This window comes from Microbacterium sp. SORGH_AS_0454 (assembly GCF_031453395.1).
In the GTDB taxonomy this organism is placed as follows: Bacteria; Actinomycetota; Actinomycetes; order Actinomycetales; family Microbacteriaceae; genus Microbacterium.
This window is the reverse complement of the sequence record NZ_JAVIYS010000001.1, coordinates 2,803,860-2,824,954: the sequence shown is the minus strand read 5'-3', so window position 1 is coordinate 2,824,954 and position 21,095 is coordinate 2,803,860. Positions and strand designations below refer to the sequence as shown.

The following is a 21,095-nucleotide window of genomic DNA, read 5'->3' as shown; positions in this document are numbered from 1 at the left end:
GCTATTCACAGTTGGTGAGCTCCCCTGCGAAGCGGCGAAGGGTTTCGCTAAGGTGTTGGCAAAGCTGACACGAGCGGGGGCCCCGTGGCGGGAAGAACACACATCATCATGGACACCGACGTCCTGGCAGAACAGGCGTCGACACTGGGACGCGTGGGCGATTCGCTGGATGCCGCGGCGTCCGCCGCCGGAGCACCGCTCCCCGGCTCCGCATTCGGCGTTCTGGCGTCGGGAATCGTCGTCGGGGCCGCGAACGGTCTGGCGAGCAACACCGCGCAGTTGCTGTCGAGTGCGCGAGAGCTCGTTGCGACGATGCAGAAGGGTGTGCAGGTCGCACGCGAGTCGTTCGACGATGTCGAGGAACAGGCCGTCGCGGTGATGCAGGAGTTCGAGTCGTGAGCGGCGCTGCCGCCGTCGCTGCGCAGCTGCGCAGCGAGTCATGGGCTGCGGGCGCGTCGCGTTCTTCGGGTGGAGGGTGCGATGGCATCCCCGGCTTCGCCGGCTGGCTGATCACCTACGTGCAGCCGCTCCCCCAGTGGATGGACGAGTTGCAGGGCGATCCGGGCGCTATCGCCATGCGTTCGTCGGAGTGGCGCACGGTCGAGTCGTCGGTGTCGGAGTTGACGCTCGACCTCGCGTCCGCCGCGCGGGCTCTCGACGACCTCGATGGCCGGACCGTGCGGGCCCTTCGCCAGCGGTACGAAGACGTCTCGCGGGTGTTGACGGACGTGCAGGACTGGGCGGGTGCCGCGTCGTCTGCGCTGGCCCTCGCGTCGACACTCGTCACCGCCTGCCGCGACGCGATCTGCGGCCTGCTGAACGCCCTGGCGCGTTTGGCGGATTCGTTGACCAGCTTCACCCTGAACCCGTTCGACAAGCTCGACGCCATCCGGGAGTTCGCGGACGCGGCGTGGGACATCATCGTCTTGGCGCGGGACCTGATCGAGCAACTCCTCACGGCGCTCGGGCAGCTGGGCCGTCTGCTCGGGGAGCTTGGGCCGATCGTCGGTGACGGCTTGGTCGTCCTCCAGGATCTCCTGGGTCGCATGCTGCCGGGCATTGCCGCGTTCGTCGGGGGCCCGGTTGGGTATCTCCTCGGAACAGGGCTTGGCGACATGCTTAAAGCGGACCCGTCGGTGGGCGAGCTTGATCCGAGCGCTGCTAGTGACGATCAGGCGTACGAAGAACTCATGAAGCGGGGTTCGATCTCGTCGCCCGGTGATCTCATTGAGGGCAATGGATTGATCGATCGCATCAGCGGTAAAGACCAGACAGCGGTGAGTATCTCGACGATCCGGAGGCCTGACGGGTCTACTTACACGTTGGTCAATCTGCCCTCGACCCTCGACTGGGGCATTTTGAAGGGCATCCTCGGCGATGATCCCTTGGGGGACTCGTTGAAGGACTATGCCCCACTCAACGACCTGGACAGCAACATCGCCCTTGTCTTGATGGATAACCCCATTATCCGGACGCAGTATGAGCGCGCGGTTCAGAAGATGATGGAAGATGCAGGGGTACCCCCGGGGTCGGACGTGGTGTGGTCCGGGTTCAGCCAAGGGGGGATCATGGCCGGAAATCTTGGCGCCGACTCGTCTTCGCCGTACAACACGATCGGGGTAGTCACGAATGGCTCCCCCACGGAGCAATACGACATTCCGAGTCATATTCCAGTACTGCAGGTTGAACACGTCTCGGACCCTGTCCCGAAGCTCGATGGCCGAGCACCTGTCGACTGGAATGCAGGTGTCGTCAACGGTCCGCTAGGGCCGAGCGTGGCGGTCACCGGAACCGTGCCCAAGAACATCGACTGGGTCGTCTTGTCTGATCCGGGAGGTTCCATCGACCCCAACAAGACGCACAACGCCGACACGTACACCTCTGACTTCAGGGACTATCTCTCGAACGGCGGGAATCTGAAAAACGACTGGACCTTCCTCAACGGCACGGTAGAAGAGGTTTACGTCGGAAAGTCTGGAGAGTAAAAATATGGACTTTAGTATTGACGAACGGGTTGAAGCAGCGCGTGCCCGTCTAGAAACCCAGTTCGCTGCAGCTGCCATTGTCAGAGAACGTGCCGATGACGCCATGGAAGAGCTGCGGTCCGTGTCGAAGACCATTCGAAGCGGGGGCGGAGAATGCACCGTCACCTCCGCTGCAGACGGAAAGATCCTAGATGTCACCCTCGCCAGTGGCTTTCGTACTGATGCCCGGCTTTCGACGGTCCTCACAGAAACCATCTCCCGCGCGCAGGCAGCGGCACGGTCCGAGGCTGCGGATCGCGCGTCAACAATGTTCGGCGAGTCTTTTCCGCTCGTTTCTGAGCTTCGAAAGGGCTCAGATGAACGGGGAGCGGCTCAATGAGCGGCCGACTCGACGTTCAACTCGGTTCGCTCGCCGACCACGCGCAGAACCTTGATGCGCAGGCGGCCCAACTGGAATCGGTGGCGACCCAGCTTCAAACGGCCATCGCGGCGTTGAACGCGCAGACCAGCGGTGAAGCCACGGATGCCGCAGTTTCGTCGAGTACGCGGGCGATGATAGAGACCCGCGCTCGTGCAGCTCGCCTCAGTCGGAACGCGGCGACGATCCGCACTCTCGCGGACGTTTACGAATCGTGCGACCTCGCTGGCGCACGCGCTTTGGGGGAATGATGGGCGTCAACGCTGTTCGTGCGGGATTGACCGTTCTGGCGGTAACGCTTTTGTTCGGACTGACCGCCTGCTTCGGCGGGCCCAGTGCCGGCGACAAGGAGGCGCGGCTAACAGCGGCGCTCGAATCCGCGGGTAGCGGTGTCGTGGGCGCGAAAGTGGTTACGACTCCCTCTGCCGCGGGTGGCCTGACAGTCACAGTGAAGCTGTCCTCCGATGCTCTGGAGCCGGGCGGCCGCGAGGTCGCCGCCGCGACCCTGACACGGATCCTCGCGGTCACGGCAGACATCGCTGCAGACATGAAAGTGACCAGTCTGTATCTCTACGCGGATGACGAATCCGGGAAAGACCTTTCGTTCCGAGATGCCGCGACCGAGCTGGGGCTTCAGAAGTCACTCAACGGCGATTCGCTGACGCTTGTAGCGGAGGAATGGACCTCCTACGCCGGGAAGTGACCGCGAGCCAGGAAGATGATGCGATGACGAGCACGTGGACCGGCGTATGTGGCGATGATCACGGCCCTTGGGTTGGCGCTGACGGGGTGCTTCCCGCTGGGGCCATCGCTTGACACCCGGGCAGCCGCGTTGGCGGACGAACTCGAGCAGAGCAGTCTGGGTGTCTCGCGCGCAGCCGCCCTGGCGCCGTTTTCTTTCACGGGAGTCTCGATATGACAGTCGTCCTCGACAAAGACGCCATTGATCGCGGAGCCTCAATCTCCGCCGAACGGCTTCTTCTCGGACCTGATCGAGATTCTCAAGGTTCAGCTGCGGGACGACACCCTTACTGCAATCGAGCGGGACGTGCTCTCTGGTGACGGCGAGGACGATCGCTTCACCGGCATCCTCGAGACCTCCGGCCTCTAGGTCCAGGAGTTCATGGGGGATCTCCTCAGTACCCTCTCCACCGCCAAATACAAGCTGCTCGGCCAGGAGCGGGCCATCAGCGGGTGGGCTCTCAACCCTCTCGACCTGCAGGCGCTCGAGATGCTGCGCGAGAACGGCGAGAGTGGCGCGTTCCTGTTCAAGTCGCGCACTGAGATCGAAGGGTTCCTTGGCGCGCCGATCGTGACGTCGCTTGGGCTCCCCGTCGGACGCGCTCTCGTCGGAGACTGGAACCAGGCTGAGTTGCTTCCCGTCGGGGACGACGAGTTGGTCTTCAACGGGAAGAATCGAACGGAGAACAACACGTTCCGGCTGATGTTCGAGGGGCGCTACGGCTTCCGGGTTAAAAAGCCGTTCGACTTCGTGAGGGTCGAGCTCCGCGCATAAGCGCCCGATGCATCACCGCCCGGCCCCAACTGATGGGCACCGGGCGGTGTCGCTTCGCACCCAACCGTCGACCCAAGCCCCGCGGCAGCCCCGCGGGGGTGCCGCGGGGGGCTTCGCAGTTTCCGACGGGTCAGGGTCGACCGCGGATGATCAAGCCCAGGCCGGTGCGATATAGGCGGGGGATCTCGTAGGACGTCGATGTCTGCACACGCCCAGTGTTCGGCCGGATGATGCCAATCTCAAACAGGCGCTCGAGCAGCGCTTCCCCGCTTGGTTCGAGTCCCTCGAACATGGCGAGGAGTTCAGCCCGTGTGAAGTCGGCGCGCGTCTGGCCGCTGAAGCGGCGGAAGTGATCTCGTAGATCCGGGAACTCCGCCAGGAACGACTCGTTCCGAATCTCTGATGTACGAGTGAAGGCCTCGCGGACGACCTCCCTGGACAGCAACCAGGGAGACCCGGGTTCGCCCCTGTCCCGCTGAAATTCCGCCGCAGTGTTTGTGAGGACAATCGAGTCGCGTGGCAGGACGGTCTGACGGCCATCTTTCACCCGCTCAACGAGCCAGTCCATGATCTCGGCCTCGCGCTCGCCGGGATAGGCCGTGGTCGGGAGGATCGTCGTTAGCGCTTCAAGCCGCTCGTCCGACGTCCAGTCATCGATCTCGCGATTCCGCAGCGAGGGTATCCGGGCTTCGACATAATCGCGAACGGAGGTATGACGGAGCCCGCGCTTCACGAGGAGATTGGTCAGGTGCGTAGCGCCCCAGCCCAGCTCAATTCGCTTGTCTGTCAGATGGTCCTTGTTGGTGAAGTCAAGCTCCGACCACAGGTCGGTTCGCAGCATCACCTTGGGCTGAATGGCTGGAAATTGTCGGCGGATTTGCATGGACGCCGTCATCAAGCCCTCCAGTGCGCGCCTGCGCTCTATACGGTCCGCGGGCCAAATCTCGTCCACCTTGTCGAAAAGCAGCCAGAGAGTCTTCCCGGCTTGGGTCAAGGTCGTATTGACGTCCTCCAAGAGCGTCACCACGTCGAGGCTTCGTTTACCGCCCCGCAGGGCGATGCTCGCCCCTCCGGCCGTGATGGTCATCTCCTGGGGCGCGCTGCCGATAGCCACCGTCCAAAGCTGCGCTAGGACGGGACCGACTCGGAAATCTCGTCGATCGCCCACTCCGGTGAGAAGATCTCGGAGTGGGCCACGAGGCACACTCATGTCTCGCGGAATAGCAAGGCCCGCCTTGATGGCGATGTACAGTCGCCACAAACGATCATGGTCGAAGCCCTCGTTGGCGTCACGAAGAGCCTGGAGATCCCCAGTGGCTACCTCCGATAGGTCACCAAAACCCGTTCCAGCCGCGATGATGACGTCGTTCAGTGCAGCTCCGCTGAGTCGCCTCGCAGCGTCCTCGAACTTCGTGAACAGCTCAAAGAGCGCGCTCTTGCCGGTGCCTTTGGCTCCGAGCGCCAACCAAACGTTGCTCCGGAGGAACTTGTCGAAGTCCCCCGTTCGCACGAAAAGCCGGTCGAGATCCTCCTCGGACTCGGAGTTCACCGAGCCGAAATCCAATGCGGCCAGCGCATCCGCTTCTGTCATGTTTCCCCCTCGCGTGACTATCTCTGAACGTAGCGTAGGGGCGTCGACCGTCGCGTCCAGCTCAACCTCGGCTTTAATTCATTCCTGCGCACCCTTTTCGAACGAGCAAAGGTCCGATGACGCTCCCACTACCTCCTCGGCGTGGTTCCATCATTGACGGACTGCCCCAGAATCATCCAGCGAACGGCCTCACTTCACCCGAGGCTTCGCCAGCTTCCCGTCCGCCGTCACCTGAGGGTGGTGCTTGGTCAGCTGGATCACGCCCCATGTCGCGATCGCTCCGGCGATGACGAACCCGATGAGCGCCCACGCGGGCGCCGTCGACGCCTCCCCGAGAACCAGCAGACCGATCAACACGGCCACGATCGGGTCGATCACGGTGAGGCCCGCGATGACGAGGTCGGGCGGGCCGACCGAGTACGCCGTCTGCACGAAATAGGCGCCCACAGCGACGGCGGCGAGCAACGCCACCAGGCACAGCATCGTCAGCCACTCGAAGTTGCCGGCCTGCGCGCGGCTGATGACGACCTTGGCGAGCGTCGCGACGAAACCGTAGATCACGCCCGCGGCCATGATGTAGAACAACGCCTGAGCGCGCCGGCGTACGAGCACCCAGAACACGCCGAAGACGATGACGACGACGGCCAGGATGCCGAGGATGATCCACAGCTCGCGCTCGGTGACCACGTGCTCGGTGGCGAAGAACGCCGCGATCGTCACGAAGATGAAGATGCCGCCCACGCACAGTGCGATCGCGATGAGCGACTGCCGCGTCGGCTTCTGTCCCGAGACGCGGGCGTTGAGCACCGTCGTGATGACCAAGGCGATGGCCCCGAGCGGCTGCACGAGGATCAGCGGGGCCACCGACAGCGCCGAGAGCTGGCACACGATCGCCAGGCCCAGCATGACCGTGCCCGCAACCCACGAGGGACGCGTCAACAGGGACGTGAGCTGCTTGCGTGAGAGGCCACCGGTGGTCTTGCCCGAGAGGCGCTCGACCTTCTGCACTCCGCGGTGCTGATACTGCGCTCCGAACGACATGAACACCGCACCGAGCAGGGCCAGCGGGATGCCGAGGAGGATACGGGGATCGCGGAACACACCGACGAGCTGGTCGATTCCGTCGCTGAGGGTGGCATCGAGCGGGATCACCCTCCGACGATAGCCCGCCGCCCCCTGGATAGGCTGGTGACGTGGCCGTACTCCCGATTCGCATCATGGGTGATCCCGTGCTGCACGCTCCCGCTGCCCGCGTCGACGAGATCACCGATGAGGTGCGCACCCTCGTTGCCGACATGTTCGAGACGATGGACGCCGCTCCCGGTGTGGGCCTTGCGGCTCCGCAGGTCGGGGTGGGACTGCGCATCTTCACGTACACGTACGAAGACGACGAGGGGCAGCCCTGGCGCGGCGTCGTGATCAACCCCGAGCTGTGGATTCGCCCGATGGAACCCGGCTACCCCGACCCCGACGAAGAGAGCGAGGGGTGCCTCTCGTTCCCCGGCGAGCGCTTTCCGTTGCGCCGGTCCGATGCGGCACTGCTCACCGGCACCGATCTCGACGGCCACGCGGTCCGTATCGAGGTCACGGGTTGGCGCGCGCGCATCCTGCAGCACGAGTTCGATCACCTCGACGGCATCCTGTATGTGGATCGTCTCGACGAGGAAGACGGTCGGGTGGCGGCGAAGATCGCGAAGAAGCGCAAGTGGGGCAAGCCTGGTATCTCGTGGATGCCGGGTGTCGACGACATCGACGCGTGAACGGCCAGCCGCGGGGCGGCGCCGTCAGCTCTCGATGATGTTCGGAGCGAAGCGGCAGAAGTAGTCGGTGATCGGCCCGTCCGACTCGCGGATGCCGACACCGAACGCTTCCTGGTCGATCACCCATGAGCCGAGCACGGGGTGGTTGCTGCCGTTCTTCCCGGGGAAATCGGGGAGCTCGTGGTACTCCTGCCACACGCGTTCCCGGCCTGTGCCCTCGCGGCGGTACTTTTTGCCGTTCGATGTGATGCTGCCGTCACGGCGATGCACCTGGATTCCGTCGCCTTCTCGACCGAAGACGGGTTTGACGACGAAGTCGGTCATGCTGTTCGGGCCGTCGGCGTAGGCCGGCAGCAGGTTGGGGTGGCCGGGGAACAATCGCCAGAGGGCGACGAGCAGCAGCTTGTTCGAGAGGAACATCTTCCACGCCGGTTCGTACCAGCGGCCGAAGAGTCCTCGACCCGCAATGAGCAGCGCGCCGAACTCCTGGTCGCCGACGACGCGATCCTCTCCCGACACGAGGTCTTCCCAGGGGTAGAGCTTGAAGAGGTTGCGGATGACGGGGTACTGCGTGCCCGGGGTGTCACCGGGAAGCGCGGCGATGCTGCGCGAGGAGCCCCACGGCTCGGGAACGCCGACGAACTGCCGCGCGCCGTGGTGCCAGCCGATCTCCTTCATCTCGATGCCGGTGTGCTCCCATCCGGCTTCTCCGGCGACGTCGCGCATGTAGGCGACGGTGTCCCAGTCTTCGCCGTAGGTGTCGGCATCCGAGTGGGCGACGAAGAGGCGTCCGCCCTGCCCCTCGTTCAACGAGCGGTGCAACAGGGTCCGCCAGCGCTCCACCAGGGCCTCGTGCAGGCCGTTCCACTGGTCGGTGTCGGCAGGGAGGACTCCGCTGTTGATCCGATCCTGCAACCAGAACCACTGGGTGACCGACGCCTCGATCAGACCGGTGGGTGTGTCGCCGTTGTACTCGAGCATCTTCGCGGGTGAACCGTCGCCGGCGTAGGCGAGGTCGAAGCGGGCGTAGACGTCGGGTTCGTTCTGCTCGAGCGACCACTGGGCGAGCTCGAACGCTTTCGGGCTGAGCCCCAGGTGACCGAGTGCACCGGATGCCATGTACTTGGCCGCCTCGAGACTCATGCGATGCAGTTCTTCGGTTTGCTTCTCGAGTTCTTCGACCTCCGGGAGCGTGAAGACGTACGCAGCGCCGTCGTTCCAGTACTCCACCGCCGTCCCGTCGTCGCGGACGGAGTGCGAGTAGATGAGGCCGGACTGCTTGATGGTGCGCTGCCAGTCGGGGCGCGGGTCGAGCTCAATGCGCCGCATCAGCTGCCGTGGCTTCCGTCGGAGCCCGATCCGCCGAAACCACCGCGCGAGACGCTGTCGCCATCGCTCGAGATGCCGCGGGCAGCGGTCTTCCCCGACGGGATGCTGTCGGAGCCGCCGGTCGCCGGCTGCCCCACGGCGGGTACCGTTCGGCTGCTCGAGCCGAGCGGCAGGTAGTACCAGTGGGCGCTTCCGCCGTGGTTGTTGCAGTCGTCGTCGGGCAAGCGCTTCTCGGTGGAGTTGTCTCGGCAGATCTGGGCGTAGTCGTCCGAGACGTTCGTCCCCTGTCCGCACCCGGTGAGGGTGGCGGCGAGGGCGGCGACAACGCCGACGGTGACGGTGCGCGACGCGCGACGGCGCACGACTGGCTGCATGGGGGGCTCCTTCGGAAATGCCGATCCGGCGACACTGCGCCGATGTTCTCACACCCTCGTTCGGGTGGTTTCAGACGCGGGATTCATGTCGGCGGGGGAAGACGTGCGACGGGGCGCCGGAGGCCGGCATCCACTCGCAGGTGAAGCTTCCGCGGTAGCCGAAGAGGAAGCCGAAACGGTCGTTGTCGACGCGCAGGTCGACGTGGAAACGACCGTCGCCGTCGTCGAAGCGTTCGCGGAGGGTGGCCCGGCCGCTGAAGAGCTGGGGGAAGCGGAACCCGACCGGTCCCTCGTAGAAGCGCTGCTCCCCCGACCGCAGGAGCAGGCCGCCCTCGTCGTCGACGCTCAGGTCGAGGTCGACCGCGAGATGCTGGTGCGTGCCGAGGTAGTCGATCACGCGGCCGTCGTAGAGGATCATCGTCGCGTCGAACCGGGCGGGCCGACCTCTCACCTCGTACTCCCGCACGAAGGTGACCGTCTCTCGGCCGAAAGGGTCGAGGTACGGGCTGTTCCAGATGGTGAAGGGGACGTTCTCGCCCACCGTCGGCACGAGGATGTTCCGCAGTTTGCCGATCTGGAGGAACGGGACGGTCCACCAGGGCCCGCGCCGGATCTCGCTCATGACTCCGCGACCGACGCACGCCTGGCCCTCGTCGAGGCCGACGCCGAAGCGTCGCTGCATCATCGGGTGCAGGCGGTCGAAATCAGAGCCCATCGCCTGCGCGAAGATCGACGTCATCGGTGCGCTCCCGGTGCGGGCAGCGCCGCAAGCGTGGCGGGGGCATCGTCGAGGGCGCGCCGTCGATGCGGGGGGATTCGCGCGCAGCGCGAGGCGCGGGGGCGGTCCGTCCGCCAGAAGGCGATGGCGTGCCGGATCGACCAGCGTTCCGGCTCGACGCCGGTTTCGAGCCAGATGCGCAGGCGGTCGAAGCTCCACGCGGTCGCCCAGCCGACCAGGGGACGCACGATCACGTCGAGGGGGCCCCACCCGGCCTCGTAGTCGTATCCGGTCGAGAAGCGGATGCCGTCGTCGACCGGCTCGTAGCGCCAATAGCCGCGACCGTCGCGAAGCGGTGACAGCCTGTCCTGGGTGGTGAAGCGCAGCGCGGAGGTGCGGGTGCCATCGAGTCGCGACGTCTCCCCGATGCTGATGCCGTCACCGCGGACGGTGTGCACGGGCGTCCGTCGTTCGTAGACGAACCGCGCGGCGTCCTCCCCCGTGCTCGTCGTGGGTGTGATCCGCGAGAAGCGGACGTCCCATCTCACGTGCTGCGACGGCTCCTGCGTCGCCGTCCAGACCTCGTCGAGCGTCGCGCGGATGGTGGTCGCGACATAGATCCCCCGTGCCCCCATGGCGTCAGCCTAGGCCGATCGGGCGGAGGCACCGTACAGGGCGCATCGGGTGTCGTCAGCGCGACGAGAAAGAGTGCAGCGCGAGGTCTTCGCTCAGGGCTTCGCTCGCGAGGCAGCCGCGGACGCTCGTGCCCTGTTCGTCGAGCGGTGGACTCACCACGGCCGCGCCGAGGCGGCCGGGTGAGGACAGCACGATCGCGCCGGAGACACTCGACTTGGCCGGAATGCCGACCGCGCGCATCCACCGGCCCGAGCCGTCGTACATCCCGCAGGTCGCCATCACCGAGATGACGTCTCGCGCGACCCGCTCGGGCAGGACCCGTTCCCCCGTCCGGGGGTTGATCCCCCCGAGCGCGAGCGTCGCGCCCATGACGGCCAGGGTCTCGGCATCGACCAACATCGCGCAGGCTCGGGCGTAGACGGCGACCGCGTCGTCGGCCGAGGGCTCGAGGGTGCCCTCCGCGCGCATCAGGTGGGCCAGGGCGTGATTACGGTCGCCGAGGAGGTGTTCGTTGTGGGCCACGTCTTCGTCGACCTCGAGCTCGCGTCCCGCGAACGCCGCGAGCCCCCGCACGATGCGGGCGCTGCGCGCCTCGGCGTTCGACCCGGCGACGAGCGACGCGGTCAGCAGTGCGCCGGCGTTGACCATGGGGTTCGGCGGTCGGCCCGTGCCGCTCTCGAGCTTGATGGCGTCGAACGATTCGCCGGTGGGTTCGATGCCGACGCGATCGAGGGCCGCACCCTCGGTGTCGACGAGTGCCAGAGCGAACAGGAACGGCTTGACCGCGGACTGCACGCTGAACGAGACATCGGCCTGTCGGCTCGCGTGCACCGAACCGTCGGGGAGGGCGAGGGCGAGGGCGCAGAGGTCGGGATGGGCGTCGGCGAGCTGCGGGATGCTGTCGTCGACTCGCCCCCTGCGTTCGGGCAGCAGGCGGGACCGCAGGGCGTCGAGGTCGTACGAAGCGGCAGCGGGAGGCGAGGTCACTCCCCCAGCCTCGCAGGCTCGCCGGGGGTTCGGGCCCGTACCCGTCAGTACAGACCCCGTTCCGCGAGGGCGCCGCGCAGGATCGGGGCCAGCCGTTCCGCGAACGCCGGCGTGATGTGGGTGTCGTCATAGCGCACCGGCGTGTCTCCCACGAAGGCGGGACACACTCCCTGCCAGCAGCTGAAGGGCAGAGCGCTGATCGCGAGGTCGCCGGTGAGCGCCGCTCGGGCCTCGGTCGCCGTCTGCATCTGCATCCACACGTCGTCGATGCCCGCGAGACACGACGAGGGGCCCGTGAGCCGCGACACGCACCGCCCGAGATCGACTCCGTGCGGCGGGGGCGCCAAGTACACCGTGTGGCCCGCGGGAGCCCAGCCCGTGACCTCGGACGCGATGGCCGAGACCAACTCGCCGGCATCCAGATCCCGCCCGTCGACCGAGCGGCCCAGGGTGAACGCGTTCGACACCACGAGCAGGTCGGCGGGTGAGGCACCGACCATCGCCGCCACGTCGGCCTTGCGCTGCCCGCACGCGGCCATGACCGACGGGTCGCGGCTCTCGACCAGGACGTCGGTGAAGCGGCATCCGTACATCCCGACCGTGGTCACGCGCCACGCTCCCCCGCTGTCGTCGGCGAGCTTTGCGAAGGCGGGTGCGTACGCCATGGCGCTCGAGTCGCCCACGAGGTACAGGTGCCGCGGGGCGTCGGCGGACCCCCAGGTGCACCGCCCGGCGTCGAGGGGTACGCCCGGGGTGAAGCAGTCGTGAGCGCGGTTCGCCGACGACGAAGCGCGCTGCGCCTCGTCGAGGGAGGGATGCAGCTCGGGCCAGGAGGTGGCGGTGCTGGCGGCGGCGAGCTCGCCCTGCAACACACTGAGCGCGTCTCCGGCTTCGGCGGCGACATCGATCGGCGCAGGCACCGCGGCCGGCAGTCCCGGGAGGGTCGGAGCGCCGTACGCCAGCATCACCGCGAGCGCCGTCGCTCCGGCGCCGATGGCGAGCGTGGCCCCGGCCATCGCCACGCGTGGGGCGAAGCGGGCGCGCCAAGCGGCCCACGGGGGTGCGGTCCCGGCGTCGATGGATGCCGGGGGTACCGGCATCCGTTCGTCGACATCCGGCGGGCGGGGTGCCGAAGCGGTCGCCACCGCTGGCTCGGGCAGAACGGCGCTCGTGGAGCGAGATCCGGGGTAGTACCTCTTGCCGGGGACGTACCCGGCGGGTCGTGAGGCGAGTGCGCTCGGCCGACGCTCGGCGGGTACGGGTTCCGACGGGGTGGGAGCGGCGGGTTTCGGCTGTTCCTCGGGGCCGCGGGTCGCCCAGGGAGCGCGATGGAGCGGCTGCTCGATGCCGAGGTAGGTCGCGACCGTCAGGACGAGCATGGCGAGGACCGTGATCGCTGTCGCGGCGGGTCCGGGAGCCAGCAGGACTCCGGCGAAGACGATCACGGGCAGGTGCCAGAGGTACAGCGAGTACGAGAGGTCGCCGATCGTCACGGCCAGCGGGTTGGTGAGGACGAAGAGCTGGCGGTGACGCGGATCGCCGCCGATGCCTGCGCCGATCACGAGCGCCGCGCCGAGTACGGGGAGCGCGGCGGCGGGGCGCGGGGAAAGGCGCCGCGGGATCGATGACGAAGAACGCCGCCGTGATCACGGCCACCCCGATCCAGGCGAGGGATCCGCGAGCGGCTGCCGGGATGCGCGCGAGCGCGGGGGCGGCGGCGGCGATCACCGCACCCGTGGCGAGCTCACCGGCTCGTGTCACGGTCGAGAAGTAGGCCAGGCTCGGATCGGCGGGCGTCTGGAGGAGGGCAGCGACTCCGGATGCCACGACGACGGCTCCCGCGAGCAGGCCCACGGCAACGCGGCCCGACCGCGCGCGTCGCGCCGTGACCGGCAGCGTGGCGACCGTGAGCAGCACGAGGAAGGGCCACGCCACCGAGAACTGCTCCTCGACGGCGAGCGACCAGAAGTGCTGGAGCGGCGAGACGTCCGAGACGGCGAAGTAGTCGCGACCGGCGAGGCCGAAGTGCCAGTTCGATACGAGACCCACCGCGGAGAGGGCGTCGAAGAGGATCGTTTCCGCTCGCACGGGCGAGAAGATCACGAATGCCGCCCCGACCACGGCCGCGAGGACGGCGAGTGCGGCGGGCAGGAGACGCTTCACGCGGCGTGCGAAGAAGCCCCCGAGCCGCAGCGTCCCCTCGTGCTCTAGGTCGGACAACAGGATGCCGGTGACGAGGAAACCCGACAGGACGAAGAACACGTCGACGCCGACGAAGCCGCCCCGGGGCCAGCCCGTGAGGTGCGTGGCAACGACCGCCAAGACGGCGATCGCCCGGAGGCCCTGGAGATCGCGGCGCACGCGAGAGGCGGGTGCGGGCACGTCGGATCCTCTCGGGCCGGCGTCGGCGGCCGGAGAGAGCATAGTGGAACCGCTCCCACGGGTGCGGCGGGCGGCCCCGCGGCGCAGCGGAGCGGGACGGGGAACGAAGGCGCGCACCACGAACCGAGCGGGCATTATGCGGGTCCCCCCGCGGTGCCGCTACCCCTGATCGTGCGGGGCCGCGCGGGCATAGTGTGCGACGCAGCGGAGGCGCCCCGGCATCCGCTCTTCTCGCCGTCAGGCGGTCCTGCTCGAAGGATGCGATGAGTCACGCGCTCGGCCACTCGATGCCCCATGCGGGCGACATCCTGGGCGGGCGCTACATCCTGCGCGAGAGGATCGGTGCCGGCGGGATGGGGCGTGTCTTCCGCGCGCGCGACGAGGTCCTCGCGCGAGACGTCGCGTTGAAGATCTTCTACGCGGACGCGAGCGATGAGCCCGACCCTCTGCGCCGCATGTCGGAGGCGCGCGCTCTCGCGACCGTCGATCATCCCTCGCTGGTGACCCTGTACGACGCTCGGCTCACCGGCGATGACCACGTCTATCTGGTGATGGAACTGGTGAACGGCCCCTCGCTGCAGCGACGCATCGAAGAGGGTCCGCTCTCGACGGTCGAGGTGGCGGGGATCGTCGCCGATCTCGCCGGCGCCCTCGCCGTCGTCCACGACGCCGGGATCGTGCATCGCGACGTCAAGCCGTCGAACGTCCTGCTCCGCCCGGTGCGGGGCGAGGCTCGCGCGGTCGAAGCCGTGCTCGCCGATTTCGGTGTCGCCCGGCTGATCGGCGCGACGCGCCTGACGACTCCCGGCACGGTCATCGGGACGGCCGCCTACCTCGCACCAGAACAATTGCGCGGCGAGCTTCCCCGCGCGGCGTCGGACGTGTACGCGCTGGGGTTGCTCGCCATCGAAGCTCTCACCCGACTCCATCCCTTCGGCGGCGGAACGCTCCAGGAGACGCTGCTTGCTCGTCTGGCCCGTCAGCCGGAGGTCCCGGAGACGTACGGCAGCCGGTGGCAGTCGCTGCTGACGTCGATGACCGCCTTCGACCCGGACGACCGGCCGACCGCGGCGAGCGTCATGAAGCGGATGCAGGCGCTCGTAGACGAGACGCCCGGGACAGTGGCGGGTGGACCGGCGGCGCGTGCGTCTTGGGTGCTGCCGACCGCGGCGATGACCGTGGCCGTGTCAGCGGCGGCGGCTCACGGCGGGCCGGCTCCGGCGCCCCGAGTTGCGCGCGCGACGGAAACCGACGAGACCGCCCCGGTCGCCGCCGCGGCGTCCGTCGGAGCCGGATCCGGGAGCTCGTTCGCGCCATCGATGCGTCGACGCCGGTCGTTCCGGCGGCTCTGGCTCGGTGCCGCAGCCGGCGCCGCCCTCCTCGTGGGCGGGCACGTGATGGCGTTCTCGCTGGGCGCGGTGCCCGACCCGGCCACGGACCGCATCGACACACCCGCGCCGTCCTCGACGTCGGCCCCTCTCGTCGCGGAGAACGCGCCCTCATCGGTCGAGCCTGTCTCGAGCACGGATGCCGAGACCCCACCGCCCTCTCCCGTTCCGGTCGCACCCCAGCCCGTGCAGCCCGCCCCGGCCCCGCCCGTTGCGGAAGTACCGGAGGGCGGGGCGTCACAGCCGGATCGGGACGCCCCCGGCGGTGGCGGTTTCGCGATCGTCGAGCCGGAGCCCGGAGCAACGGTGCCCGGAGGCGGCGGATCCGGCATGCCGATGCCTAGCGCCTCGCCCTCCCCTGAGTCGACGGATGGTGGGGCCGCTCCCGGTGTCGCGGGCCCCGGCAAGGGCAACGGCTCTGCCAACGGCAAAGGTCCGGGCGGGGGGAAGGGCCAGGGCAGCGGCAAAAGCGGGGAAGCTCCGTCGGGTTAGCCGACCGTCCGGGACCTCGGACGGTGCATGCGGGGAGCGACCGGGACGAGCGTGCGAGGCATGCCCCGAGTGCAGGCACGGGCTCGGCGCGGCTCGGCGGCCCAGCTCGCGACCGATCGTGAGCGAGAAGGATCTGCCGCTATGCGCCGCCTGCGAACGACGAAGGCCCGACGCTGACGCGTCGGGCCTTCGGTTGGCTCCCCGGCTTGGACTCGAACCAAGAACCTATCGGTTAACAGCCGATTGCTCTGCCAATTGAGCTACCGAGGATCATGCTCACCTTGCGGCGGGCAACCCCACGATACTAACAGCACGCGGGGGCGGCGGAAAAATCAGCCCGCCGAAATCCGCCGCTCGGGCGTGCCGTCGGGCGTCCACTGCACAGCCTGGTCGCCATGACCGAGTCCCACGGCGTGGCCCGCGTGCAGGACGAGCACATCGGCATCCAGGTCTTTCGGGGCATCGGCGTCGTTCGTCACGATGAGCGAGGCCATTCCGCGTTCGTCGCGCCGGCGCGTGATCGACGCGCGCGCAGCCGCGCGCACCTCAAGATCGAGGTTGGCGTACAGGTCGTCGGCGACGAACAGCCGCGGCTCCAGGACGAGCGCTCGCGCCAGAGCGACGCGCTGACGCATGCCCGCGCTCAGCTCGTAGGGGTACTTCGGTGCCGTGCCGAGCGGGAGTTCCATCTCGTCGAGGAGCGTGGCTACGCGCACCGCGAGCGCCCGCGTGTTGACCTTGCGGTCGCGACTGGTGATCGGCTCGGCGATCACGTCCTGCACGGTCAAGCGTGAGGGCAGCGCTGCACCCGCCCCCTGTGGCAGGTAACCGGTGTGAAAGACCCACTCGCGACGGGCGCGCCCCGGACGCCGAGCCGAGATGCCGTGCACGCGGGCGTCTCCCCCGACCACCGTGAGCCCGTCGTCGGGGTGACCGGCCAGCAGCGAGACGAGCGAGCTCTTGCCCGAACCCGTCGCGCCCTGGACGACCATCGTGCGCGCCGCGGGAAGGGTGAAGGTGATCCCGTCGATCACGCGCACGCCGCTACGCGCCAGGGACAGGTCATCGGCTCGAAGGGCGACGTCGGTGTCGAGTGTCCGGGGCATTGACTCATCCTCCCTGACGAGTACGAGGGATGCCAGCGGCGCGCGGCAGTGCCCGTTCAGGAGACGATGAGTCGCTGACGGTCGGCGTCGAGCTCGCGCAGCCGGAACCGCAGGCGCTTGCCCTCGTCGGAATCGGCGGGCACCCGCTGGATTCCGCGGAGCAGCTCGTTCTTCTCACGCTCGAGTTCGCGCACCAGCAGACCCCGGGCGAGGTCGTTCGCCGAGGCGACGGCTCCCTCTTCGGTGCGCGCCGGGAATTCGGCGGTCAGCAGCTCGGCAGCCAGCGAGCGGAACGGCTCGCGCACGGCTTCGACGGCGGCGACGGCCCAGCCGGGCTGCGACAGATCGGTGGATGCCAGAGAGCTGCGCACCGCCTCGAGAGCGGGATGCGTGAACGGCGTCTGGAGCGCTCGCAGGAAGACATCGGGCTCGATGCGATGCCCGTACTGCAGGAACGCCATCATCGCACCGCGCTCGAGGGCGACGTCGCGGTTGTTCGGCAGCGACGCCATGGTGACCGAGATCGCGATCGGCGCCGGCTCGGAGTCCTTGCGGGTCTCACGCTTCTCGGCGCGGTCCGCACCGCGAGCCGCACGCTCGACGGCCGTCTGCACCTCCGGCATGTCGAGGCCGAGACGGCGCGCGAGTACGCGCACGTACCCCGGACGCAGGGCGGGATCGCGGATGTCGGCGACGATCGGGGCGGCCGCGCGAAGAGCACCGGCACGGCCCTCGACGCTGGAGAGATCGAAATCCTTCAGGCGCTGGTCGATGACGAACTCGAACATCGGCGCCTTGTTCTCCATGAGCGCCCGCACCGCACCGTCGCCGCGTTGGAGGCGGAGGTCGCACGGATCCAGGCCCTCGGGGGCGACGGCGACGTACGTCTGGGCGGCGAAGCGCTTCTCGTCTGCGAAAGCGCGCAGTGCCGCCTTCTGCCCCGCGGCATCGGGATCGAAGGTGAAGACCACTTCGCCCGAAGAGCTGTCGTCGCCCATGACCCGACGCAGCACCGTGATGTGGTCCGTGCCGAAGGCCGTGCCGCACGACGCGATCGCCGTGGTGATGCCGGCGAGGTGGCACGCCATGACATCGGTGTACCCCTCGACGACCACCACCCGGTGCGAGCGCGAGATGTCGCGCTTGGCGAGGTCGAGGCCGTAGAGGACCTGCGCCTTCTTGTAGATCGGCGTCTCGGGGGTGTTGAGGTACTTCGGCCCCTGGTCGTCGTCGAAGAGCTTGCGCGCGCCGAAGCCGATGACCTGTCCGGTGACGTCGCGGATCGGCCACACGAGACGACCGCGGAACCGGTCGTAGACACCGCGCTGTCCCTGGGACACGAGCCCCGCCTGCAGCAGCTCGTCGCGGGTGAACTTCTGCGCGAGCAGGTGATCCATGAGGTGCGACCAGCCCTTGGGGGCGTAGCCGACTCCGAAGTGCGCGGCGGCTCCGGCGTCGAAGCCGCGATCGCCGAGGAAGCGCCGCCCCGTGTCTGCTTCGGGCGTCATGAGCTGGGCGCGGAAGTACTCCGCCGCGGCGGCGTTGGCCGCGTACAGCCGCGAGCGCCCCGTGGTCTCGGGGGCGGGGCCGCCGTCTTCGTAGTGGAGGGTGTAGCCGACGCGCGCCGCCATGCGCTCGACGGCCTCGGTGAACGACACGTGGTCCATCGCCCGAAGGAACGAGTACACGTCTCCCGACTCGCCGCAGCCGAAGCAGTGGTAGTAGCCGACCTGCGGGCGCACGTGGAAGCTGGGACTGCGCTCGTCGTGGAACGGGCACAGGCCCTTCATCGAGCCGACGCCGGCGGACTTCAGCGCGACGCGCTCACCGACGACGTCGGCGATGTTGACCCGCGCTTTGACCTCTTCGACGTCGGACTGGCGGATGCGGGGCATCAGGCATCCGCTCCTCGCGCGCTACGCGCGCCGGGCGCCCAGACGCCGAGCTCCGCGGCATCCACTTCTCCGACGAGTCGTCCGTGCCACGCGATCGCGAGCTGGTCGGTGAGGCTCGCGACCTGGTCGACGACGACCCGACGCCGGGCCTGGTCGTCCACCGCCGCGGCGAAGTCGGGCGCGTGCAGGGCGTCGAGCGCCCCCGGGTTCTCCCAGAGAGCGGATGCCAAGCGCTTGAGCACGTGGCGCTGCTCGCGATACAGCACCTTGCGGCCGTCGATCGAGACGACCGTCGCTCCGATGATGCCCTTGAGCACCGCCATCTCGACCTCGACCTCGGCGGGCACGATGACGTGCGCGCGATACCGGGTCAGCTGATCGGCGGGATACGCCTCGCGGGTCGCCGCGGTCGCGGCGCGGGCGAAGCGACCGATGAGGTCGGAGGTGAGGTTCTTGAGCCGCGCGAGCGCGGGACGCGTGCCGTCGAAGGAGTGGATCCACTCGGGCATGGCCATGAGCCGTTCGAGGCCCGCCGCGAGATCGTCGCGCACGAAGTCGTAGCCCACCCAGCTCTGGATCGCGTCGAGCAATCCTTCTCGGCCGACGCGGGATGCCAGACGAGCGGGATCGACGTAGCGGTTGACCACGGCGTCTTCGAAGTCGTGCACCGAGTAGGCGATGTCGTCCGAGAGATCCATGACCTCGGCCTCGACGCAGCGCCGACGGGCGGGGGCTCCCCCGCGCATCCAGTGGAACACGGGCTCGTCGTCGGGGTAGACGCCGAACTTGAGGCGCCCACCCGGGTCGGGGACGGGCTCGTCGATGGTCCACGGGTACTTGCAGGTGGCGTCGAGGCTCGAGCGGGTGAGGTTGAGGCCGAAGGGCTCGCCGTCGGCGCCGAAGGTCTTCGGCTCGAGGCGGGTGAGGATGCGCAGCGTCTGCGCGTTGCCCTCGAAGCCGCCGATGTCGGCCGCCCAGTCGTTCAGTGCGCGCTCTCCGTTGTGGCCGAAGGGCGGGTGACCCAGGTCGTGGCTCAGGCAGGCGGTGTCGACGACGTCGGGTGACAGTTGTAGGGCGGTGGCCAATTCGCGACCCACCTGGGCGACCTCGAGCGAGTGCGTGAGGCGGTTGCGGGCGAAATCGGCGGGGCTTGCGGGGCTCAGCACCTGCGTCTTCGCGGCCAGACGCCGAAGAGCCGCCGAGTGCAGCACGCGCGCGCGGTCGCGCGCGAAGTCATCGCGCTGGGATCGGTGGTTCTCGACGTGGAAGCGTGCCGCATCGGCGTCGTCGTAGCCGACCGGTCGAGCGACCGCCGGCGAGAGCTCACCCGCCACTGTGGTGCAATTCCGCTGCGGCCAGTTCGCGGCCGGCCTCGTGACCGATCTCGCGGGACTCGAGCCACCCGTCGGGGAGGGCGGGGCGCTTGGGCGTACCGGCGCGACCCCGCTGTCCCTCGGCCGCGGCCCCGGGGTAGGGCGCGTCGAGCTCCATCGTGGCGAGGAGTTCGTCGATCTCGTCGAGGGTCGAGGCGGTCGCGAGGGCTGCGCGCAGTTCTCCGCCGACCGGGTACCCCTTGAAGTACCAGGCGACGTGCTTGCGGATGTCACGGCATCCGCGCCCCTCGTCGTCGAAGAACTCGACGAGCAATTCGGCGTGACGGCGGAAAGCGCGGGCCACGAAGCCCAGGGTGGCGTCGACGGGGTCGCCGTGCGCCGCGTCGGGGCCGCCGAGCGCGCGGGCGAGGTCGCCGAACAGCCAAGGCCGACCGAGGCAGCCGCGACCGACGACCACGCCGTCGCAGCCGGTCTCGTCCATCATGCGCACGGCGTCGTCCGCCGACCAGATGTCGCCGTTGCCGAGGACGGGAACGCTCGTGACCGTCTCTTTGAGCTTGGTGATCGCCGCCCAGTCGGCGTGACCCGAGTAGAACTCGGATGCCGTCCGGGCGTGCAACGCGATGGACGCCACTCCCGCGCCCTCGGCGATGCGTCCGGCCTCGAGGTAGGTGAGGTGGTCGGCGTCGATGCCCTTTCGCATCTTGATCGTGAGCGGGATGTCGCCCGCGGCGGTCACGGCGCGCTCCACGATCTCGCGGAAGAGCGACGTCTTCCAGGGGAGAGCGGCTCCCCCGCCTCGGCGCGTGACCTTGGGCACCGGGCAGCCGAAGTTGAGGTCGACATGGTCGGCGTGGTCTTCGTCGACGATCATCTTCACGGCCGTCTCGACCGTCGCGGGGTCGACGCCGTAGAGCTGGATCGACCGCGGGGTCTCGGACTCGTGGTGGCGGATCAGACGCATGGTGGTGTCGTTGCGCTCCACCAGTGCGCGTGTCGTGATCATCTCGCTCACGTAGAGCCCGGCACCGTATTCGCGACACAGGCGACGAAACGCCGTGTTCGTGATGCCGGCCATCGGGGCGAGCACGACGGGAGCGTCGAGTTCGATGTTGCCGATGCGGAGCGACCGCGTCGGAGCCATTGCCGTGTTCACTGCACCATTCTCCCAGACGGATAACGAC

21 protein-coding genes, 1 tRNA gene and 1 pseudogene are annotated in these 21,095 nt (G+C 68.3%); 9 read left to right on the top strand and 14 right to left on the bottom strand.

Translation table 11 applies throughout. From position 1 onward, the window contains the following. The first annotated feature begins 108 nt into the window (after positions 1–108). The 7 genes from QE454_RS13650 (at position 109) to QE454_RS13620 (ending at position 3,919) form a co-directional block, all read left to right on the top strand. Positions 109–399, top strand: coding sequence for a hypothetical protein (locus QE454_RS13650; protein ID WP_307460569.1), 291 nt, complete (start codon positions 109–111; stop codon positions 397–399). After that, entirely contained in the window at positions 396–1,985 is a 1,590-nt protein-coding gene (locus QE454_RS13645) for a hypothetical protein (RefSeq protein WP_307460572.1), read from the top strand. Before QE454_RS13650 ends, QE454_RS13645 begins: the two co-directional genes overlap by 4 nt. Positions 1,986–1,989: 4 nt before the next feature. Next, entirely contained in the window at positions 1,990–2,364 is a 375-nt protein-coding gene (locus QE454_RS13640) for a YbaB/EbfC family nucleoid-associated protein (protein ID WP_307460575.1), read from the top strand. Continuing rightward, positions 2,361–2,654: a hypothetical protein gene (locus tag QE454_RS13635; protein WP_307460578.1), complete on the top strand. Its 294-nt coding sequence runs from the start codon at positions 2,361–2,363 to the stop codon at positions 2,652–2,654. The genes QE454_RS13640 and QE454_RS13635 overlap by 4 nt, the downstream gene beginning before the upstream one ends. Beyond that, a complete protein-coding gene (locus QE454_RS13630; protein ID WP_307460580.1) occupies positions 2,654–3,106 on the top strand; it encodes a hypothetical protein in 453 nt (150 codons plus the stop codon). The genes QE454_RS13635 and QE454_RS13630 overlap by 1 nt, the downstream gene beginning before the upstream one ends. Before the next feature lie 240 nt (positions 3,107–3,346). After that, positions 3,347–3,514 (top strand): hypothetical protein, encoded by a 168-nt coding sequence (locus QE454_RS13625; RefSeq protein ID WP_307460583.1) that lies wholly within the window; start codon positions 3,347–3,349, stop codon positions 3,512–3,514. Between the two features lie 12 nt (positions 3,515–3,526). Next, a complete protein-coding gene (locus QE454_RS13620; RefSeq protein ID WP_307460586.1) occupies positions 3,527–3,919 on the top strand; it encodes a hypothetical protein in 393 nt (130 codons plus the stop codon). A gap of 130 nt (positions 3,920–4,049) precedes the next feature. Here QE454_RS13620 and QE454_RS13615 read toward each other — a convergent pair whose 3' ends face one another. Both QE454_RS13615 and QE454_RS13610 read right to left on the bottom strand, forming a co-directional pair. After that, positions 4,050–5,510, bottom strand: coding sequence for a P-loop ATPase, Sll1717 family (locus QE454_RS13615; protein ID WP_307460590.1), 1,461 nt, complete (start codon positions 5,508–5,510; stop codon positions 4,050–4,052). Between the two features lie 189 nt (positions 5,511–5,699). After that, on the bottom strand, positions 5,700–6,662 hold the full coding sequence (locus tag QE454_RS13610; protein WP_181906459.1) for a DMT family transporter: 963 nt from the start codon (positions 6,660–6,662) through the stop codon (positions 5,700–5,702). A gap of 41 nt (positions 6,663–6,703) precedes the next feature. Here QE454_RS13610 and def point away from each other — a divergent pair, with 41 nt between their 5' ends. Continuing rightward, the gene (gene def / locus QE454_RS13605) at positions 6,704–7,270 is read left to right on the top strand and encodes a peptide deformylase (protein WP_210074941.1); all 567 of its coding nucleotides are present in this window, start codon (positions 6,704–6,706) and stop codon (positions 7,268–7,270) included. A 24-nt stretch (positions 7,271–7,294) separates the two neighbouring features. On the opposite strand, the gene QE454_RS13600 is transcribed toward def, so the two are convergent. The 7 genes and pseudogenes from QE454_RS13600 to QE454_RS13570 form a co-directional block, all read right to left on the bottom strand. Next, positions 7,295–8,599 (bottom strand): glutathionylspermidine synthase family protein, encoded by a 1,305-nt coding sequence (locus tag QE454_RS13600; protein WP_307460599.1) that lies wholly within the window; start codon positions 8,597–8,599, stop codon positions 7,295–7,297. Beyond that, positions 8,599–8,973: a tRNA-dihydrouridine synthase gene (locus tag QE454_RS13595; protein ID WP_210074937.1), complete on the bottom strand. Its 375-nt coding sequence runs from the start codon at positions 8,971–8,973 to the stop codon at positions 8,599–8,601. Before QE454_RS13595 ends, QE454_RS13600 begins: the two co-directional genes overlap by 1 nt. 70 nt (positions 8,974–9,043) lie before the next feature. Further along, positions 9,044–9,712: a DUF4166 domain-containing protein gene (locus QE454_RS13590; RefSeq protein WP_267787215.1), complete on the bottom strand. Its 669-nt coding sequence runs from the start codon at positions 9,710–9,712 to the stop codon at positions 9,044–9,046. Continuing rightward, a complete protein-coding gene (locus QE454_RS13585) occupies positions 9,709–10,326 on the bottom strand; it encodes an SRPBCC family protein (RefSeq protein WP_307460604.1) in 618 nt (205 codons plus the stop codon). The genes QE454_RS13590 and QE454_RS13585 overlap by 4 nt, the downstream gene beginning before the upstream one ends. A 55-nt stretch (positions 10,327–10,381) precedes the next feature. Next, positions 10,382–11,314, bottom strand: coding sequence for a glutaminase A (gene glsA / locus QE454_RS13580; protein WP_307460607.1), 933 nt, complete (start codon positions 11,312–11,314; stop codon positions 10,382–10,384). Between the two features lie 44 nt (positions 11,315–11,358). Next, complete coding sequence (locus QE454_RS13575) at positions 11,359–12,876, bottom strand: SGNH hydrolase domain-containing protein (protein ID WP_309668707.1); 1,518 nt, start codon at positions 12,874–12,876, stop codon at positions 11,359–11,361. A gap of 121 nt (positions 12,877–12,997) precedes the next feature. Next, positions 12,998–13,738 (bottom strand): annotated as a pseudogene (locus QE454_RS13570) (acyltransferase family protein); the annotation flags it as partial. A gap of 221 nt (positions 13,739–13,959) precedes the next feature. Here QE454_RS13570 and QE454_RS13565 point away from each other — a divergent pair. Further along, complete coding sequence (locus QE454_RS13565) at positions 13,960–15,576, top strand: serine/threonine-protein kinase (RefSeq protein ID WP_307460611.1); 1,617 nt, start codon at positions 13,960–13,962, stop codon at positions 15,574–15,576. A gap of 194 nt (positions 15,577–15,770) precedes the next feature. Here the strand turns inward: QE454_RS13565 and QE454_RS13560 are convergent. The 5 genes from QE454_RS13560 to dusB form a co-directional block, all read right to left on the bottom strand. Next, positions 15,771–15,846: transfer RNA gene (locus QE454_RS13560), tRNA-Asn, on the bottom strand. A gap of 62 nt (positions 15,847–15,908) precedes the next feature. After that, positions 15,909–16,682 carry an ATP-binding cassette domain-containing protein gene (locus QE454_RS13555; protein ID WP_210074925.1) on the bottom strand — a complete coding sequence of 258 codons (774 nt, stop codon included), beginning with the start codon at positions 16,680–16,682 and terminating at the stop codon, positions 15,909–15,911. A gap of 56 nt (positions 16,683–16,738) precedes the next feature. Next, positions 16,739–18,577 carry a DNA primase gene (dnaG, locus tag QE454_RS13550; RefSeq protein ID WP_210074924.1) on the bottom strand — a complete coding sequence of 613 codons (1,839 nt, stop codon included), beginning with the start codon at positions 18,575–18,577 and terminating at the stop codon, positions 16,739–16,741. Further along, positions 18,577–19,911, bottom strand: coding sequence for a deoxyguanosinetriphosphate triphosphohydrolase (locus QE454_RS13545; protein WP_307460614.1), 1,335 nt, complete (start codon positions 19,909–19,911; stop codon positions 18,577–18,579). Before QE454_RS13545 ends, dnaG begins: the two co-directional genes overlap by 1 nt. Further along, entirely contained in the window at positions 19,901–21,055 is a 1,155-nt protein-coding gene (gene dusB, locus QE454_RS13540; protein ID WP_267789410.1) for a tRNA dihydrouridine synthase DusB, read from the bottom strand. The genes QE454_RS13545 and dusB overlap by 11 nt, the downstream gene beginning before the upstream one ends. Between the last annotated feature and the right edge of the window lie 40 nt (positions 21,056–21,095).